The sequence below is a fragment of the Pseudoteredinibacter isoporae genome, from assembly GCF_011602085.1.
Classification (GTDB): domain Bacteria; phylum Pseudomonadota; class Gammaproteobacteria; order Pseudomonadales; family Cellvibrionaceae; genus Pseudoteredinibacter; species Pseudoteredinibacter isoporae.
This window is the reverse complement of record NZ_JAAONY010000001.1, coordinates 61630-80600: the sequence shown is the minus strand read 5'-3', so window position 1 is coordinate 80600 and position 18971 is coordinate 61630. Positions and strand designations below refer to the sequence as shown.

Annotated in this window: 14 protein-coding genes and 1 riboswitch; of the genes, 10 read left to right on the top strand and 4 right to left on the bottom strand. The window is 50.6% G+C overall.

The annotated features are described in order from the left end of the window. Nucleotides 1–19: 19 nt before the first annotated feature. Together G8768_RS00320 and G8768_RS00315 are read right to left on the bottom strand one after the other, a co-directional pair. A complete protein-coding gene (locus tag G8768_RS00320) occupies nucleotides 20–1228 on the bottom strand; it encodes an acetyl-CoA C-acetyltransferase (RefSeq protein WP_166853138.1) in 1209 nt (402 codons plus the stop codon). Between the two features lie 208 nt (nucleotides 1229–1436). Then, nucleotides 1437–2444 carry an AraC family transcriptional regulator gene (locus G8768_RS00315; protein ID WP_166853140.1) on the bottom strand — a complete coding sequence of 336 codons (1008 nt, stop codon included), beginning with the start codon at nucleotides 2442–2444 and terminating at the stop codon, nucleotides 1437–1439. 221 nt (nucleotides 2445–2665) lie between these two features. Between G8768_RS00315 and G8768_RS00310 the strand changes: the two genes are divergently transcribed. After that, on the top strand, nucleotides 2666–4330 hold the full coding sequence (locus tag G8768_RS00310; protein WP_166853142.1) for an AMP-binding protein: 1665 nt from the start codon (nucleotides 2666–2668) through the stop codon (nucleotides 4328–4330). Between the two features lie 82 nt (nucleotides 4331–4412). Here G8768_RS00310 and rpiA read toward each other — a convergent pair whose 3' ends face one another. After that, complete coding sequence (rpiA, locus tag G8768_RS00305; protein ID WP_166853144.1) at nucleotides 4413–5090, bottom strand: ribose-5-phosphate isomerase RpiA; 678 nt, start codon at nucleotides 5088–5090, stop codon at nucleotides 4413–4415. Between the two features lie 164 nt (nucleotides 5091–5254). On the opposite strand from rpiA, the gene G8768_RS00300 reads away from it, so the two are divergent. Continuing rightward, a complete protein-coding gene (locus G8768_RS00300; RefSeq protein WP_243749336.1) occupies nucleotides 5255–6568 on the top strand; it encodes an amidohydrolase in 1314 nt (437 codons plus the stop codon). Nucleotides 6569–6581: 13 nt separating this feature from the next. On the opposite strand, the gene G8768_RS00295 is transcribed toward G8768_RS00300, so the two are convergent. Further along, on the bottom strand, nucleotides 6582–8636 hold the full coding sequence (locus G8768_RS00295) for a sensor domain-containing phosphodiesterase (RefSeq protein WP_166853146.1): 2055 nt from the start codon (nucleotides 8634–8636) through the stop codon (nucleotides 6582–6584). 165 nt (nucleotides 8637–8801) lie between these two features. Here G8768_RS00295 and ilvA point away from each other — a divergent pair, with 165 nt between their 5' ends. The 8 genes from ilvA (at nucleotide 8802) to G8768_RS00255 (ending at nucleotide 18943) form a co-directional block, all read left to right on the top strand. Continuing rightward, nucleotides 8802–10313 carry a threonine ammonia-lyase, biosynthetic gene (gene ilvA / locus G8768_RS00290; protein ID WP_166853148.1) on the top strand — a complete coding sequence of 504 codons (1512 nt, stop codon included), beginning with the start codon at nucleotides 8802–8804 and terminating at the stop codon, nucleotides 10311–10313. A gap of 113 nt (nucleotides 10314–10426) precedes the next feature. Further along, nucleotides 10427–10591: riboswitch (cobalamin riboswitch) on the top strand. A gap of 123 nt (nucleotides 10592–10714) precedes the next feature. Then, complete coding sequence (locus tag G8768_RS00285; RefSeq protein WP_166853150.1) at nucleotides 10715–12559, top strand: TonB-dependent receptor domain-containing protein; 1845 nt, start codon at nucleotides 10715–10717, stop codon at nucleotides 12557–12559. Nucleotides 12560–12584: 25 nt separating this feature from the next. Then, nucleotides 12585–13598 (top strand): FecCD family ABC transporter permease, encoded by a 1014-nt coding sequence (locus tag G8768_RS00280; protein WP_166853152.1) that lies wholly within the window; start codon nucleotides 12585–12587, stop codon nucleotides 13596–13598. Between the two features lie 67 nt (nucleotides 13599–13665). Further along, nucleotides 13666–14475: a heme ABC transporter ATP-binding protein gene (locus G8768_RS00275; RefSeq protein ID WP_166853154.1), complete on the top strand. Its 810-nt coding sequence runs from the start codon at nucleotides 13666–13668 to the stop codon at nucleotides 14473–14475. Between the two features lie 13 nt (nucleotides 14476–14488). Further along, complete coding sequence (locus G8768_RS00270) at nucleotides 14489–15382, top strand: cobalamin-binding protein (protein WP_166853156.1); 894 nt, start codon at nucleotides 14489–14491, stop codon at nucleotides 15380–15382. A 3-nt stretch (nucleotides 15383–15385) separates the two neighbouring features. Then, nucleotides 15386–15988 (top strand): cob(I)yrinic acid a,c-diamide adenosyltransferase, encoded by a 603-nt coding sequence (cobO, locus tag G8768_RS00265; RefSeq protein WP_166853159.1) that lies wholly within the window; start codon nucleotides 15386–15388, stop codon nucleotides 15986–15988. Nucleotides 15989–16034: 46 nt separating this feature from the next. Beyond that, the gene (locus G8768_RS00260; protein WP_166853509.1) at nucleotides 16035–17498 is read left to right on the top strand and encodes a cobyric acid synthase; all 1464 of its coding nucleotides are present in this window, start codon (nucleotides 16035–16037) and stop codon (nucleotides 17496–17498) included. A gap of 497 nt (nucleotides 17499–17995) precedes the next feature. Further along, the gene (locus G8768_RS00255; protein WP_166853161.1) at nucleotides 17996–18943 is read left to right on the top strand and encodes a GGDEF domain-containing protein; all 948 of its coding nucleotides are present in this window, start codon (nucleotides 17996–17998) and stop codon (nucleotides 18941–18943) included. Nucleotides 18944–18971: the final 28 nt, after the last annotated feature.

Genomic DNA, 18971 nt, shown 5'->3' with positions numbered 1-18971 from the left:
TGATAATCTGGATGTTTGCTTACACGCGCTCGATAATAGTGGCGATACCCATGCCGCCACCGACACATAGACAGGCCAGGCCACGTTTCAGGTCACGAGCTTCGAGCTCATCCAGCAGAGTGCCCAGAATCATGGCACCGGTTGCGCCTAATGGGTGGCCCATTGCGATGGCACCGCCATTGACGTTGACAATACTTTCGTCCAAATCCAGATCTTTGATCAGTCGCAGGGCAACTGATGCAAAGGCTTCGTTAATTTCAACCAAATCCAGATCCTTAGCTTCCAGGCCGGCAATCTTCAGTGCCTTTTTGGCAGCTGGGCCGGGGCCGGTCAGCATGATGGTTGGGTCGGTACCCACAACAGCGGTGGAAATAATTTTGGCTCGGGGTTTCATGTTGTATTTGTCGGCCATTTCCTGGCTGCCGATTAACATTGCGGCGGCGCCATCCACGATGCCGGAAGAGTTGCCGGGGCCGTGTACGTGATTAATCTGTTCGATGTCGTGGTACTTTTCGCGAGCGACGCCATCAAAGCCCATTTCACCAATTCCGGCAAAGGATGGGTTCAAACCTGCCAGGGTTTCTACAGAAGTTTCCGGACGAATAAATTCATCACGATCCAGAATGGTCAGGCCATTTTGATCTTTTACCGGGATGATGGATTTATTGAAAGCGCCGCGCTCCCAGGCAGCGGCTGCTTTGCGATGGGATTCTGCCGCAAAAGCATCGACATCCGTGCGGCTGTAGCCATCAATGGTGGCAATCAAATCGGCACCAATGCCCTGTGGCATGAAGCCGGTGAACATATTGGTTTCAGGGTCAGCGGCCCAGGCACCCCCATCGCTGCCCATCGGTACGCGTGACATGGATTCAACGCCGCCAGCGACAATCAGGTGTTCAAATCCGGAGCGCACTTTCTGCGCGGCGGTGTTTACAGCTTCCAGACCGGAAGCGCAGAAGCGGTTCAAGGTAACCCCAGCCACGTCATCATCCCAACCGGCGGCCAGAGCAGCGGTTTTGGCAATGTCGGCACCTTGATCACCCACCGCAGAAACACAACCCATTACAATGTCGTCTACATCTTTGCTGTCAAAACCATTGCGCTCTTGCAGGGCCTGTAAGATTTGCACCAGCAGGGTAATGGGTTTGACTTCGTGTAAGCTGCCGGTTGCCTTACCGCGACCGCGCGGAGTACGAATGGCATCAAAAATAAAGGCTTCATTGCTCATGAGCTTATCTCTTTTTGGTGTTCTGGATTGGAATAGGGCGCTTGCGCCAGTGTGCTATACAGCTTAGGCCAAAAGAAAAGGAGAACAATGACCAAAGTTTTCAAGCCGGTGGGAGAAAATGTCAGCTTTGCTGGAGGTGGTAATGGCTTTAGCTGTGCTGCTGAGAGGTAAGTGCTTGCTGATTACGGCTCGGGCGTGAGTGTTGACCCTAGCGACAGGACTCTCGATAAGCGCCCGGCGTCAGCCCGGTCCATTTTTTAAAGGCTCGGTTAAAGGCGCTGGGTTCCGAAAAGCCCATAATGGCAGCGATATCATTGATGGGGGTATTCAGGCGTGCCAGGTGATAGGTGGCAGTGTCCCGGCGTACGGCATCCTTGATTTCCTGATAGGCGTTGCCTTCTTCTTTCAGTCTGCGGCGAAGGGTTTGGGTCGTCATATGCAGACGATCGGCGACCACCTCGAAGGGCAGGTTCTCCACACAGTCACTGGATTGCAGCATACTGCGGATTCTCGCGGTCAGACTGTTGTCGCTCTTATAGCGAGTCAGCAGGCATTCCGGGGCATTGGCCAGAAACTCGCTCAGGGTCTGAGGGTCCTGAGCTACGGGGCGTTCCAAAAAGCGACGGCTGAATACGACACTGTTTTCAGGCTGATTAAAGTAGCTGCGACAGGCAAACATGTCCTGAAATTCATCAGCATAAGGCGGTGCCGGAAACGTAAAATTGATGCGTTCCAGCAAAATTGGTCGGTCGATCATCCAGCTGGTCCAGCGAATCCAGATAATCATCATGGAGACGATAAACCACTCGGGATCAAGGCCGTGAGGGTTGCTGAAACTGAAACCCAGAGTTGCTTCTTCGCCTTGTTCGTTCAGCGAAAAGCCCATTTCGTCGTTGCAGACGCGGGCATGTCGAATGCTGCGCAGCAGCACCCGGCGTAAATTGGGGCAGGTGATGGTGGCATGACATTGCAGAGCAAAGTAACCTTGGCGTAAGGGTCGCGACAGGAAGCCTGCGGCTTCATCGTCCATAACCGCCCAGGTCGCTTTGACGAGCTTGCCGAACTCTTCTTTGTGAAGGTGCAGGCCGTCATCGGGCAGGGCCTTTAAATCGATGTTCAACTCAGCCATGATTTGATCGACATCCACGCCCTGGCGGCGCGGGCCGTCAAGCCAGGACTGAAGTAAATCGATATGAATGCCGGGTTTTGTTTTCATGGGTGTATATTAGCACAGGCCAGGATGAATTCGACGACGGAGCGCTCGGTTTAGTAGAGAGCGTAAGGGTATCAATTTTATTGTCAGTAATCGTCATTGGGCGGCTATGTAAAATTGCATAAGCTCAGTGCAATAACATGGGCCGTTTTTTACCCAGTCGTGGCACTAAATAAGAAACGGACACTACAACGACATAACGAACACAACAATAAGGCTATTTCATGACCAGCGCGATGTTTGAAGAGACCACTCCACTACAACAGCTGTATGCCCGCGAAGGAAACAGCCCAGATCAGCTTTATCTCCGTCAGTCTGTAAACGGTGAGTGGGTTGATTACAGCTGGCAATCCTTTGGCCAGCACGCCCGTAAAATTGCGAACTATTTAAAGCAGTTGGGGCTGGAAGATGGCGATCGCGTCGCAATTCACGCAAAGAACTGTGCGGAATGGCTCATGGTGGACATGGGTATTATGTTGGCAGGCCTGGTCAGTGTGCCGCTGTATCCCGGTCAGCCCGAAAGCTCTATGCGCTACTGCATGGAACACAGTGAAACCAAAGCCATTTTCATCGGTGCAACGGATAACCCCGAAGCGCTTGATGGCTCCATTCCGGATGGCGTTCGCCGTATCGGTATTTGGGGGAATGGCCTGAACGCAGACGATTCGACGGCGGAAATTTTCGCGAATATTGAACCGCTTGAAGACAATCCGGAATACGGTCTGGAGAAGCTGTTTACGATTATGTACACCTCTGGCACCACCGGGAATCCTAAGGGCGTTATGCATACCTACGCATCGGTTGCTTTTACGGTGCCGCGTATGATGGCCGAAGAAAAGTACAGCAATCAGGATCGCTTTTTCTCTTACCTTCCACTGTCTCATGCCGCCGAACGTATTATCGTCAGTATGGTCAGTATCTACAGTGGTGCGGTTGTACATTTTGGCGAGGGCCTGGAAACCTTTGTTCGCGATCTGAATCGGGTGAAGCCGACCATTTTCTTCTCGGTGCCGCGTCTTTGGAAAAAATTCAAGGAAGGCGTTGATGCAAAGATGTCGCCCCAAAAACAAAAAATTCTTTTTAATATTCCTATCCTGGGCAATATCATCAAGCGCAAAGTGATTGCGGGTTTGGGATTGGATCAAGCACGTAAATGCATTACCGGATCGGCACCGACGCCCGTTGATTTGCAGGAGTGGTATGTCAATCTGGGATTACCCCTGATGGACGGCTATGGCATGACCGAAAACTTTATTTACGGTTGTATTTGTCGTGACAAGCCCATCCCTGGATCAGTGGGTAAACCCTATTCAGATAATGAAGTGAAAATCGGTGAAGGCAACGAAATTCTGTTTAAGAGCGGTGCGTTAATGAAGGGTTATTATCTGGAGCCCGAGAAAACTGCGGAAGCCTTAAGAGACGGTTATTACCATACCGGCGATACCGGCTATATCGACGACAATGGCAATCTCTATGTGACCGGCCGGCTGAGCGAAGTGTTCAAAACCTCGAAAGGTAAATTCGTGAAACCAACGACGTTGGAAACACGTTTTGGTAACACTAAAGTCTTTGGGCAAATGTGTATCATTGGTCACGGAATGGATCAGCCTGTACTGTTGGCTGGCCTGGCTGAAGGTGTCGATGGCTCTGATAAAGTGGCTTTAGAGACCGCGATTGCTGGAGAGCTTTCTGCAATTAATGCGGAGCTGCCGCCCCATGAATGCATTAATAATGTGTTTATTGTGGCCGAAGAGTGGACCATTGAAAACGAGCTGCTGACACCCACCATGAAAATGCGCCGCAATGTGATCGATGGGGAATATCGCAAATGGGTTGAGCAAAGCCTGGAAGCAAACGGAAAGCAGCAGGTTCACTGGCAAGCGGCTTAAAGCCGACGTAAAAGGCGCTCATTGCGAGCGCCTTTTTTATTGCTCTCAGTTTGAATTTTCTGCTTGGGTTTTCAGGTTGGCGTTATTGGTTTTTACGAATTTCCTTAACGCCGTCTGTACCGCCGAGCAGTAGCACATCCGCCGAGCGCTCAGCAAACAAACCATTGGTGACAACACCAACAATGCTGTTAATGGCGCGCTCCAGTTCAATCGGCTTATCAATCTGCATATTGTGCACATCAAGGATGACATTGCCGTTATCAGTAAGTACGCCCTGACGATACACCGGGTCACCACCCAACTTCAGCAACTCGCGAGCAACGTAGGAGCGGGCCATGGGGATCACTTCCACTGGCAGCGGGAATTGACCGAGACAGTCAACCCACTTGCTGCTGTCGGCAATGCAGACGAACTCATCAGCAACGGCGGCCACAATTTTCTCCCGGGTGAGAGCGGCGCCACCACCCTTGATCAAGGCCAGCTCGGGATTGCTTTCATCGGCGCCATCAACATACACTGCCATGCTGTCGACCTCATTGAGATCGAACACCGGAATACCATGGCCTTTCAAGCGTTCGGCTGTGGCTTCTGAACTGGCCACGGCCCCTTGAAAGTCACCTTTAATTTCAGCCAGATAATCAATAAAGAAATTGGCCGTTGAGCCGGTACCGACACCCACGATGGAGTAGGCCTCGAGTTTTGGACGAATATAGTCAACGGCGGCTTTCGCGACAGCCTGCTTTAACTGGTCTTGGTTCATGGATATCTCGTCTGGGGCAGATGCTGGAAAAGCCGCTCATTATACGCTGTCACTTCGGCCCTCTCCAGCGCTTGCTCAGGGTATCTTGGCCGAACGGGTGTGCTTTTCGAGGGGCCGTGCTAGTCTAGGTCACGATTGCAATAATAGATTTAAGGAGTAAGCCGATGAAGAAGGGTAGCATGATGAAAAAACTGGCCTTGCCGGCCATGGTTTCATCTCTGGTTCTTGCCACTGTGGCACCAACCCAGGCCGCACTGGACCTCGCGACTATTGAAGCGGATTCAAAGGCCATGGAGCCCAAGGTCATTGAATGGCGCCGTCATCTGCATGAGCATCCGGAGCTCTCTAATCAGGAATACAAAACGGCTGCTTATATTGCCAAACATCTGAAGGCACTGGGCTTTGATGAGGTTCAGGAGGGAGTGGCGAAAACCGGCGTGGTTGGCGTGTTGGTTGGTGGAAAGCCCGGCCCGGTGGTGGCGTTGCGCTCGGATATGGATGCCTTACCGGTGACCGAAGAAACCGGATTGCCCTTTGCGTCAAAAGCAAAAGGCAGCTTTAAAGGCAAAGAAGTCGGCGTTATGCACGCCTGCGGCCACGATGGTCATATGTCGATCCTGATGGGCGTGGCCGAGCTGTTGGCCAAACATCGTAAGGATTTGCCGGGTACGGTTAAATTTATCTTTCAGCCTGCGGAAGAGGGCATGGAAGGTATCGATACCTGGGGCGCCAAACAAATGGTTGAAGAGGGCGTATTAAAAGGCAAGTACGCACCGGAAGTGATTTTCGGTCTGCATATTTTCCCATTCCCTGCGGGCAGTTTGGCCTACCGAGCCGAGGGTTTTATGGCGGCTCAGGATCGCTTTGAACTGACTATCCAGGGTAAACAAACCCACGGTTCTGCGCCCTGGTCAGGGGTTGATCCTATTACCACGGCGGGTCAGGTGGTTACCGCGATTCAATTAATTCCCGCTCGACAGCTGCCAATTACTGAAGCACCTGCGGTAGTTTCCGTAGGTTCAATTCACGGCGGTGTGCGCAATAACATCATTCCTGACAAAGTGGATATGGAAGGCACCATTCGCACCTACGATGTGAAGATGCGTGAGACATTGCACAAACATTTACACCGGACTGTAGAAAACATTTCGGAAGCCTCTGGCGCAACTGCAGATCTTAATATTGTGCCGGGTTATCCTGTTACTTTTAATGATCCGGATTTGACTCGCCAAATGCTGCCAACGTTGGAGCGAGTGTCTCCGGGCAAGGTCATGGAAATCAAACCGATTACCGCCGCCGAAGATTTTTCCTACTTCCAGCAACAAATTCCGGGTTTATTTATTGGTTTGGGCGCTGGCAAACCTGGTGCGGCTTACAATCACTCACCAAAGTTTGATTTGGATGAGTCGGCATTGAAAACCGGTGTTAAGGCATTGAGTGCACTGACATTAGATTACATGAACAGCAAACAGAAATAAGTGCCGGGAGGCCCTAGACACAATGGCGGTTTGGCCCCTTGCTTTGAATCAAGGCCAGCCACTGCTCACTGTCCAGGGCCTCAGTGTAATAATGTCCCTGAACCATTTCGCAGCCATGCTCGCGCAGGAAATCTTCCTGCTCCCGGGTTTGTACACCTTCACAAAGCACTTCCATCGATAAACTGTGCGCAATTGCGATGATGGTTTTTACCAGCTCGCGATTGTGTTTCTTGTCGATCGCGCTAATGAACAGGCGATCGATTTTAATGATATCAATCGGTAGCTTGGCCAGATAACTGAGTGAAGAAAAACCGGTTCCAAAATCATCCAGCGCAATTTTGATGCCTTTTTCCTGACACCAATGCAGATTGGCTACGGCTTGGGGTTCATTGTGAATCAGGGTGTGTTCGGTGAGTTCAATGCCTACGGCATGGCTGGGCACGTTGTATTTTTCCAGCACCCTGCTCACATTGTGTCGAAAGTCCTTATGATTAATGGTAGCTGCCGACAGATTGACAAAAATTCTGGGTGGTTCGATGCCCTGTTCCAAATATTCCTGTATGGTTTTCAGAAGTTGTTTGGTTACCCAGAAATCCAGTACCAGCATTCCCTTTTGTCGCTCAAGAATCGGAATAAATTCTGCTGGAGAAATATCTCCCAGTTGTTCGTGCTGCCAACGGATCAAGGATTCGCTGCCACAGAGCATCTCGGAGTCGAGCTGAAATTGTGGCTGAAAGCTCAGGTGCAGTTCTCCGGCATCGAGGGCTCGCTCCAGATCGTTAGCGATAAAATGGACCCGGTGATTGCTGCGATTCAGTTCCGGGTCGAAATACACAAAACAGCCTCCACCATCAGCCTTCGCCTGGGCCAGGGCTGCATCGCCATGTTGCAACAAGGTTGAAGCATCTTCTCCATCGAAAGGAGACAGAGCAATGCCTATACTGGCACTGATGCGTTCCGGACCTTTTTCGAGGTGCAGTTCCTTGGAAAGCGCTGCCAATAATCGTCTCGCAATACGAGAAACCTGTTTATTGTCCTTCGGTACATTAAAAGACAGAGCATACACATCACCCCCAAACCGGGATTTCAAATCCTGAAAACTGGCGATGGTTAAAATACGGTCGGCCACTTTTTTAAGGATGTGATCGCCCACCTCATGGCCGAATTCACTGTTGACCAATGTGAATTTATCAATGCCGATAAACATCACCGCAGTGCAAAGATCCAACTGTTGACCGACCTTCAAACTCTGCTCCAGCAATGAATGCATCAGCTGGCGGTTGGGGAGCTGTGTGAGCTGATCATAATACTCAAGCTTATGAAGTTGTTGCTGTTGTCGACGAGTGCCATCATCACTGTAATCCAGGCAGTACAGTTCGGCTTCCCGGGAACCGTTTTGCAGAACAATCTGAGTGGTTTGCACCTGAATTTTCTGGCCCTGGCAGTTCATACGAATGCAGTTGCGGTTCGGGGCAACTCCAGGGTTGGCGAGCCATCGCTTATATATGGTCGGGAAATTGCCCTGGTGGCTTTGCGGAATAAGCAGCTCTTCCATATTTTTTCCAACTGCTTGGTCCAGGCTGTAACCGTAGAGCTCACTACTGGCTTCGTTCCAGTAGATAAGCTTTCCATGATGGTCGTATCCCTGAACCGCAAGATGAGGAAGTTGCATCACCAGCTTCAGCAATTCCTGTTCATCAGGCTGGGCCAATGGCAAATCAGATTCCGGACAGCGCAGAAACAAGCCTGTATATGTGGACGCTCGCTGGCTGATGAGAAAGCTGAACACATCGCTGCCTTGGCATGTTTGCAGCCCTTTTTTGTCGGGGTGTTTTAAAAGGTGGCTCAGGCAAGGGGGAGAGTGTTCAGTAAAAACGCCATCGTTGGAATCCAGTTGTAAAAGGCGCTTGGCATTTTCATTAACAAAAAGGCGGGTAGGGCTGGCCTGGGATACCCAAATGCCAACCGGTCCGTCGACAATTATGTCAAATGCATCCTGCGACAGGCCCAGAGAGATTGATTTGAAAAAATCATCATTACCGAGCGGTGTCAGCGTCCCGCGATTCAATGCTTGCACCCTTATTATGAGCGAATGTCCATCAAGCACTACGCTCTGGGCCAAAAAAGTCACCGTTGAGGCTCAGATGCTGCTTTGGCGGCTTACGCCAAAGGCTCCCTTGTTTTATACTCTACGGCCCATTAATAGCTAATTTTTGATCAGTTGTCGAGCACTATGCCTGAGAGTTACGTAAAAAGAATACTAGATGCCCGCATTTATGATGTGGCCCGAGAAACCCAATTGGATGAAGCTCCACTGATCTCTGCTCGAATTAGCAACGATGTTTTGATTAAGCGAGAAGATCTTCAACCGGTTTTTTCCTTCAAGATTCGCGGCGCCTATAACAAACTGCGTCTGCTCAGCGATGAAGAAAAATCTCGCGGTGTGATCGCAGCGTCCGCTGGTAATCATGCACAGGGCCTTGCCTTAAGTGCAAAGGCTCTGGGAGTGAAGGCGATTATTGTTATGCCAAAAACTACTCCGGCCATTAAAGTGGATGCCGTGCGTCGTCGCGGTGCCAAAGTGGTATTGCACGGTGATGCCTATGACGATGCCGCCGCCCACGCCAATAAACTGGTGGAAGAGCAGGGGCTTACCTATATTCATCCGTTTGATGATCCGGATGTGATTGCAGGCCAGGGAACAGTGGCCATGGAAATCCTGCGTCAGCACCCTGGAAAAATTGATGCAATTTATATCCCTGTTGGTGGTGGTGGTCTGTGTGCCGGCATGGCGGCGTATATCAAATACGTTCGACCCGATATCAAGGTGTATGCCGTAGAGCCAGAAGATGCAGCGTGCCTGAAACTGGCTATGGATAAAGGCCGCCGCGCAACCTTATCCGAGGTTGGTATTTTTGCTGATGGCGTGGCCGTCGCCCAGATTGGTAAAGAAACCTATCGGGTTTTGAAAAATACCGTAGATGGTGTGATCACGGCCAATGCCGATGAAATGTGTGCGGCCATCAAGGATATTTTTGAAGATACTCGCTCTATCGCCGAGCCGGCGGGCGCCCTGTCACTGGCAGGCTTGAAAAAACATGTGGCCGAACAGGGTTGGGAAAACAAAACAGTCATTGCTATCGCCAGCGGTGCGAATACCAATTTTGATCGTTTGCGTTACATTTCCGAGCGTACCGAAATCGGTGAAAAGCGCGAGGCTATGTTAACCGTTACCTTGCCTGAAAAGGCCGGTGCTTTTCGCAAGCTCAGTAAAGCCATCGGCCGCCGGGGGATTACCGAATTCAATTATCGCTATGGTTCCCATGAGCAGGCTCATGTTTTGGTGGGTGTGCAGGTGGCCGACGACGAAGGTCGTCATGAACTCGTCGCCGAGCTGCGTGAAAAAGGTTATGAAGTCTGCGATATGACGGATAACGAGGTCGCCAAGCTTCATGTACGTCATATGGTGGGTGGCCATGCCCCGCAGGTTGAAAACGAACGACTCTTCAGCTTTGAGTTTCCAGAGCGTCCCGGTGCCATGGATAATTTCCTCAGCAAAACCGCCAGCCGCTGGAATATTTCCCTGTTCCATTATCGTAACCACGGCGCGGCCTATGGCCGGGTTCTGGTCGGTATGCAAGTGCCGAAAGACGATAACAAGGATTTACTGAAACTGTTGGATAGCCTGGATTATCGTTATAAGGAAGAAACCGACAGTGAGGCGTATCGTTACTTCCTGAGCTAGAAGCGGTAAAACCCATGGGTTTCATCTGTTCGAGCTGATTCAATATAAGCTCAGCGTGAAATGAGCTAAGTGGGTATCTGTATAATACTTGACCTTTATAGGGCGCCCGCGTAAGGTGCGCCCCCTGCACAGGTGCCTGCCAGCCCTTTGGGTTTGGGCAGGTTAAACGGGAAGCTCGGTGAGCCATTTCTATAGAATGGTGATTCCAGCGCTGCCCCCGCAACGGTGAAACGGTGTAAACCGCTAAGCCCGATACCGGCCTTCGCAGAAGTTTATAAAACGATGAAGCGGAGGGCTTTATCGGTGAGTGATAAGCGCTCTGATGCCGTTTAAATTCGATGTTCGAGCCCTTGTGCGCACCCGTCCCTCCCTCAGTCTGTCATCTTGATTGAGGAACCATAGTGAACAATTCAAATCATTTAACGGCCAAATCTTTGTTAGCCGTTGCCATTGGCTTAAGCGTTAACGCCACAGCAGAAAGTAAAATCGAAGAAATCGTGGTGGTTGGCAACCGCATTGAAATGCCCCTGAAGCAGCAGTCCGCAGCGATCAGCATTATTACCGCTGAGCAAATCGAGCGTCGTGGTCACGCCAGTTTGATGGATGTGTTGCGCAACGAGCCGGCGATCAATGTCAGCAATGCGGGTGGTCCCGGTAAAGTATCCGCCCTGCGTATTCGGGGTGAGGAAGGTTATCGAACCAAAGTGTACATCGATGGTATTGATGTGGCCGACCCGACCGGTACCCAGATAGGCCCACAGATACAGCAAATCAACAGTGCCGGCATCCAGCGAGTGGAAATTTTGCGTGGTGCTCAGGGGCTGGTATACGGCGCTGATGCGGGTGGTGTTGTTCGCATCAGCAGTCAACCCCAGCGTGAAGGTTTGCACGGTGGCTTAAGCACGGAAGCCGGTCGTTACAGCACGCAAAACTGGGCGGCGAATATTTCCTATAAAGAAGAAGCCGGTGATATCAGCGCGGCAATTTCCCGCCAGGACACCGATGGATTCAATGCCCGCACAGTTGATAGCAGCGGCGAATTGGACGGCTATGAAAACACCACCGCTCATGTTCATGCGGGTTTGAATTTTGGCGATGGCTGGCGTGTTGCGGCAACTTTGCGCGATGTCGATAGCCGGGCCGGTTATGACGGATTCAGCGCGACCAGTAACCATGTTAACTTCTCCGACTATGAGCAGCGTTCCGGTCGCGTGGCGGTGAGTAAGAAAAGCGATGATTGGCAACATGAAGTCGCCTACAGCAACAGTGAAACCGAGCGCGAAAACATCGCCACCTTTGGCTCCAAAGCCAAGGGTGATATTGAAACCTGGCAATACCTGGGGGCCTGGGATAACAAAGCGCATACCCTGGTTTTCGGTGCCGAGCGTGAAACCCAAACGGATCAGCTGAACAACAACGAACGCGATCAGGATTCTGCGTATGTTGATTGGCAGTGGCAGGCTCAGGAGCAATTGTTTTTGAATGCCGGCATTCGCCATGACGACAATGAAGATTTCGGCAAACACAACAGCTATCGTTTGGGAGCAGCCTATTTTATCCCAACCGCTTTGGGTGAGCTGAAACTGAAAACAACCTGGGGCACGGGTTTCCGCGCGCCGAGTTTGTCGGAGCTGGCTTATAATCGCCGTCCTTTCGCACCCGACTCCATTCTGGCGGTGAACCTGAAAGAAGAAAATACCCGCAGTTTTGATATCGGTGCCCAGTTGTTTTTGGCCGGTGGTGGTCAACTGGAACTGGTGTATTTCGATCAGGAAGTTGAAAACGAGATCTTTTTTGACCTGCAATCCTTTAGTGGTTATTTGCAAGAGAACGGTGACAGCAACTCCAAGGGTGTCGAGCTGAGCTATCGTCAGAACCTCAGTGAAAACGTTGAGGTATACAGTAACGCCACTTATAACGATACCCAGACCGTTCCGAATTCAAATGGTCAGCGTGAGCAGCGTCTTCGCCGCCCACGTGTATTGTTCAACCTCGGTGGCAGCTATGAGTTCGTCGAGGCTCGTATCGAGTTGTCGGCAAACCTCCGCCATGTCTCGGGTCAGCGTGACATCTCTGTGGATATCGAAGATTACCAGGTTCTGGATGCATCTGTACGTTGGTCTGCAACCGAACAGTTGGATGTGTACCTGCGCATTGAGAATGCCCTTGATGAAAACTATCAAGAGATTCCGACTTATTACACAAGTGGGTCTGCGGCCTATGCTGGGGTAAAATTGAGTTTTTAACTCAGGGTATTAGGTGGGGGGAGCGATGTCAGCGACATCAAAATACAAGCTGATGGCCGTATTGGCCTGCTCCCTGCTGCCGACCGTCGTTCTTGCGCTGTGTGTTGGAGCAGAGTTTTCCTCATTCAAAGATGCCTTTGCTGCGCTCCTTGGCCAAGCCGATAATATTGAACAGCAAATTATCAGGGATATCCGTCTGCCAAGAGTTATTCTTGCGCTGTTGATTGGCGCCTGTCTGGCGGTCTGCGGGACTGCCAGCCAGGGGCTGTTTCGTAACCCCCTTGCTGATCCCAGCCTCATCGGTGTCAGTGCCGGTGCTGCCATGGGAGCAAGCCTCTGCATTGTTTTTTTCTATCTGCTTTTTGCGCAGGTTGCCTCAGTAACCATCGTGGCCATCGCGGCGTTTATTGGCGGGATGTTGGCCAGCGTTTTAGTGTATCGACTAGCGAATAATGAAAATGGTACTTCGGTAGCTATGATGCTGTTGGCCGGCATTGCGGTGACCGCATTTGCAGCCGCCGTCAGCAGCTTCAGTGAGTTTGCGTCCAGTAATGCCCAGCTTCGCAGAATCAGTTTGTGGCAAATGGGCAGCCTGGCTGGTAGCAGTGGTGGCCAGAGGGCGGCGCTGGCTGTGGTGCTGTTGCTGCTGTTGATTGTCTTGCAGAAACAAGCAATGAAACTCAATGCACTATTGCTGGGTGAATCAGAAGCTCGACACCTGGGGGTGGACGTCCAGCGTTTGAAAGTACACATTGTCATTGCAATCGCCGCCGGTGTGGGATTGTCGGTGGCCATGGCAGGAACCATTGGCTTTGTCGGTTTGGTTGTGCCGCATATTATGCGTTTGATTATCGGACCGGATCACCGTTATCTTTTATTGGCATCGGCATTGGGTGGTGCTCTGTTACTGCTGATAGCTGACACATTGGCGCGCACGGTATTGGCGCCTTCTGAATTACCTGTTGGCGTGATTACCGCAATTATGGGCGCACCGTTTTTCCTTGTATTGTTGCGGATAAAGCGGAATCAACTGCTGTGACGATTCTTATATTGTTCTCGTCCTTGTGCCCTTTTGATGTGGTCTGGCTTATGAAGAGTATTTCGGCATGAAGCTTCGATTTCCATCTCTGGATCAGGCGTTTGCCTGCCTTGAAGCTCGTGAGGTTTGCCTGAGCTTAGGCGGGCAGCGAGTCTTAAAACCCGTCAGCTTTTCAGCCTGTGCGGGCGAACTGGTGGTGATTATTGGCCCTAACGGAGCGGGCAAAAGCAGTTTGCTGCGTCTGCTGGCAGGCGAGTACTCGCCTGATCATGGTGAACTGATTCTGCATGAGCAGCGTCTTGCGGAGATGAGTTTGGATCAGAGGGCTGCGCATATATCCGTGTTGTCACAACACAGCCGGCTTAACTTTCCATTTACCGTCGAGCAGGTGGTTGCAATGGGCCGAATGCCATTTTCTCTCGGTTATCAAGCCGATCAGGAAATTTGTGAGCAGGCGATGAAAGCCACGGATTGCTATGAATTTCGAGACCGAACTTATACTCAGCTGTCCGGTGGTGAGCAACAGCGATGTCAGTTGGCCAGGGTGTTTACGCAATCATGGCCTGCAGAAGAAGGTCGCCCTAACTATATTCTTCTGGATGAACCGAATAACTGTCTCGATTTAAGCCACCAGAAAATTCTGTTGGACTACTGCAGAAAACGCACGGATGACAATGCCGTGGTACTAATGGTTTTGCACGATCTGAATCTGGCTTTTCAGTATGCGGACAGAATATTGTTGATGCATGAAGGGCGTTTGTACGCCAATGGCTCGCCTTGGGAAGTTGTTGAGAGTGGTTTGCTGGAATCGGTTTATGGAGTGAAGCTGCATTACTCCGCTCATCCAGAGAAGAATGTTCCCATGGTCATTATGTAAGGTTTTGGAAGCGATGAAAAAGACCGTTCCTGTTGTTCTCTTGTGGGTGCTTTTGGCCTGTGCTTTTACGGCCAATGCTGGAAACAACGTAGACACTGCTCATCAAGCTAATGTTGAGTTGGCTGAGAAACCTGCCAAGCGTATTGTCGCTTTGGCGCCGCATCTGGTGGAAATCGCTTATGCGGTGGGGGTAGGCGATAAACTGGTGGCGGCAGTGTCTTACAGTGATTTCCCGGAAGCGGCAAAAAACATTCCTCGTGTTGGAAATTTTGCCACCATTAATGTAGAAGCCATTGCCCGCTTGCAGCCTGATCTGATCTTAGCCTGGGGCAGTGGCAATCCGGCAAAGAGCCTTCGCAAACTGGAAGATCTTGGTTTCAGAGTGTATCGCTCGGAACCGAAAAGCCTTTCAGACATTGCCAAGCTGATGAACGATGTAGCCAGAATCAGTGGCCACAGAGAGGGACTGTCGGCTGCAAAACAATATCAACAAAAGTTGAACAAACTTCGCCAGCGCTATCAATCCCAAAGCCCGGTGACGGTATTCTATCAAGTCTGGAATCAGCCCCTGCAAACCCTCAGTGACCAGAGCATTGTGAGTGATGTCATCAAACTGTGCGGCGGTAAAAATGTGTTTGGGGATGCACCCGCAGTAGCCCCTAAGGTGAGCGTTGAAACGGTGCTAAGGCGTGATCCGGAAGTGATTGTCGCCAGTGGCACCGATGCGTCGAGGCCGAAATGGCTTGATGATTGGAAGGCATGGCCTAATCTTCAAGCAGTGAAAAAAGATCAGTTGTACTTCGTACCTCCAGATCTGATTCAACGGCATACGCCCCGTTTGCTGCAGGGGGCCGAAATTCTCTGCAAGCAATTGGCTCAGGTCCGCAGCAAACAACAAGAGATTTAGATCATGACGGAAGAAAAACGACAACGACACAAAGAGCGTATGCAGCAACGCAAGGAAATTGTGGATGCAGGTATTGCCAGAGCTCAAGAAGACAAGGGCGTTTTTATTGTGCTCAGTGGTGATGGCAAGGGTAAAAGCAGTTCGGGTTTCGGTACGGCTTTGCGTGCGCTTGGGCACGGCTACAAAGTCGGTGTCGTTCAGTTTATTAAAGGTGCCTGGGAATGCGGCGAGCGAAATATGCTTGAGCATATGCCCGACGTTGAGTTTCATGTGATGGGAACGGGCTTTACCTGGGAAACCCAGGATGATGAAAAGGATAAACAGGCTGCGGAGCAGGTCTGGGAAAAAGCCAAAGCGATGTTGCAAAACCCTGAGCTTCATCTTGTTCTCTTTGATGAAATGACTTACGCCCTGAACTACAAGTGGCTGGACAAAAATGAAGTGCTGGAAGCCATCGCCAATCGCCCGGTGCAACAAAGTGTGATTATCACCGGTCGTGGCGCCAAGAAATACCTTCAGGATGCCTGTGATACTTACAGTGAAATCAAAGCCGTGAAGCACGCCTTTCAGGCGGGAATTAAGGCGCAAAAAGGCATTGAGTGGTAAACCGGTTTTGAATTTGGATCTCCAACGCTTTCGTGCCAGAGCTGTTATGGTTCAAGGCACAACGTCCGATGCCGGAAAGAGCACACTGGTCGCAGCTCTGTGTCGTATCTTCAGTGATATGGGCAAAGCGGTCGCGCCTTTCAAACCACAGAACATGGCCTTGAACAGCGCCGTCAGTGAAGACGGCGGGGAAATCGGACGAGCGCAGGCCGTTCAGGCCCAGGCTGCGCGCCTGGAGCCTCATACAGACATGAATCCTGTGTTGCTCAAGCCCAGCAGCGATACCGGTGCCCAGGTGATTATCCAGGGGCAATCCATCGGCAATATGCAGGCACTGGATTATCACCACTATAAGAAAACCGCGAAACACGCTGTCCTGGACTCGTTTGAGCGATTGAGCGCCAGGTATCCGTCAGTGTTTGTTGAGGGCGCAGGTAGCCCGGCGGAAATTAATCTGCGCGAAGGTGATATCGCTAATATGGGATTTGCTGAAGCTGTCGATTGTCCGGTGATTATTATCGCTGATATCGATAAGGGGGGTGTCTTTGCTCATTTGGTGGGAACCCTTGAGCTGCTGAGTGCCTCGGAGCAAGATCGAGTGGTGGGCTTTGTGATCAATCGCTTCCGCGGGGATATCGCTTTGTTGGAACCCGGGCTGCAGTGGCTTGAAAAGCGCACCTCCAAGCCGGTATTGGCTGTGCTGCCTTACCTGCACCATTTTCACCTTGAGGCTGAAGACGCGATTGAGATCAAAAGCAAAGCCCAAAGTGCCTCCCGGTGTTTGCAAGTGGCGGTGTTGGTGCTGCCTAAAATTTCCAACCATACAGATTTTGATCCTCTCGCACTGCATCCCCAGGTTGAGCTGCAGTTTGTCGATCTGGCCGATGACCTTCCGGCCTGCGACCTGCTGATTATTCCGGGCTCCAAATCGGTTCGTTCCGATCTGGCTTACTTAATGTCAGAAGTTTGGGATAAAAAAATATCCCGTCACTTGCGTTACGGTGGCAAACTGATGGGCATTTGCGGAGGTTATCAAATGCTGGGGAGAAGTATTCATGATCCTTTCGCGGTGGAAGGCGAGGCGGGGTTCAGTGAAGGGCTGGGGTACATCGACATGGAAACGGTGCTGGCTGCGGAAAAAACGCTACTGAACCGCACAGGAAAAATAACCGGAACCGATTGCTTCGTTAGCGGTTATGAAATTCATATGGGACAAAGTTCGGGCCCAGGTTTGCAACAAAGCTTTCTTGACCTTGAGGCGCTCGACAAGAAGGGTTCTCTGCAAAAGGAGGGCTACATTTCAAAAAATGGGCAAATTCTCGCCACTTATTTGCATGGTTTGTTTCAGCAGGATGCGGCCATGAATTATGTGTTGCGATGGGCGGGCCTTCAGGATATCCAGCCGTTTGATTATCAGTTATACCGCGAGGCGCAAATACAGCGCTTGGCCGACAGCACAAAAGAAGCCCTCATGGAGCGTGCTGCCGGACGTGAGTTGTTATCCCTATAAATGCTCAGGTTTTAGGATGATTGCCGTGTCGCCTTATATTTAAGGTGACAAAATGACTCAATTTATCCGTTCATTTCGTCAGAAAGCTTTTTTATTGACTTAGCAAAAGCATCATTTTGATCTATTCTTTTAAGCAGTTGCCCGAACAATTATCTCCATAGCAAAGCCTTGTGTTGATGAGCCCATTCCCGGATATCAGGGCGGGCATTCAACTGCGGTGAGGCAGATTTATCGCCTGAGAATGAAGTTTGGATTTCCAGTTTTTTATTTCGAATTGAAACTGGCAAACACTTTCTGTTGGTCGATACTTTAAAGGTAAGGTTTGACATTGCCTGGCCATCACAATCAGTCATTAATGCAGTTTCGATTAATAGTATGAGGGCTCGCCGGCTTTAATTGGGCGACAACGACAGGGAAAAACAGGGCAGGGACAGGTCCATAGGGCTGCTTCCTACAATCGATAGAAGCTGAAACTACGTTCTCAATAACAAACGACTATGAAATTTAATGACTCCAGTGTGCAAAGTCATATGACGATGGGCTTTGTCACGGTCGAACCCAGTGCTTCGCTGCCAGATATTTTACAAACCATCACTGAGGCGAAGGCGCCTTGTCTGATCGTTATTGATGACGATAAGCCGGTAGGAATCATTACCGAAAACGATTTGGTATCTGTGCTTGCGGCCAATCAGCTTGAAGGTAAAAACATTGCGGATATGCACGCTGGGGATGTAATGACATCGTCGCCGGTTACCGTGCATTACAGTTCCCTCCTGAAAGAAGCGTTTGTAATTTCCCAGTCACACAATATTCGTGAACTTCCTGTCGTGGACCCCGATGGATATTTGATGGGCTTGATCAGTCAGAACGATATTCTTGATGCGCATTTCAACATGTTGGATGAGTTGCAAACCTTGTCCATGGAGGATTCTCTTTTGGGAATCGGTAATCGTCGCGCAATGGAAATGGATTTGCAGTATACCCACAATAATGCGTTGCGCTATCAGCGCTACTATTCGATTGTGTTGCTTGATGTTGACTACTTTAAAAAATACAACGATCACTACGGCCATCAGGAAGGCGATCGTGTTTTGCGTTTAGTCAGTGATACGATAAAGGCGAGTTTGCGCAGCTCAGACCGTTTGTATCGCTACGGTGGTGAAGAACTTTTGGTTTTATTACCAGAGACCTACCCTCTGGTTGCCGCAAAGGTCGTCGAGCGAGTATTGGAAAATCTTGAAGGCGAGGCCGAGCCCCATTGTGAAAGCGACTATGGTGTGGTTACAGCCAGTGCGGGTATAGGTAGCTACGAGCCGGGTTGCGGTAAGGAGTGGAAAGCGCTGCTTGAATTGGCCGATGCCCAGCTGTATTCCTCAAAGCAACGTGGCCGAAACTGCGTTAGCTGGCAGGGTGATAAAGGCTCCCTGGCCGCTGAAGCGGTGTAGTTGCCCAATGCCTTCTTCGACCGATCTG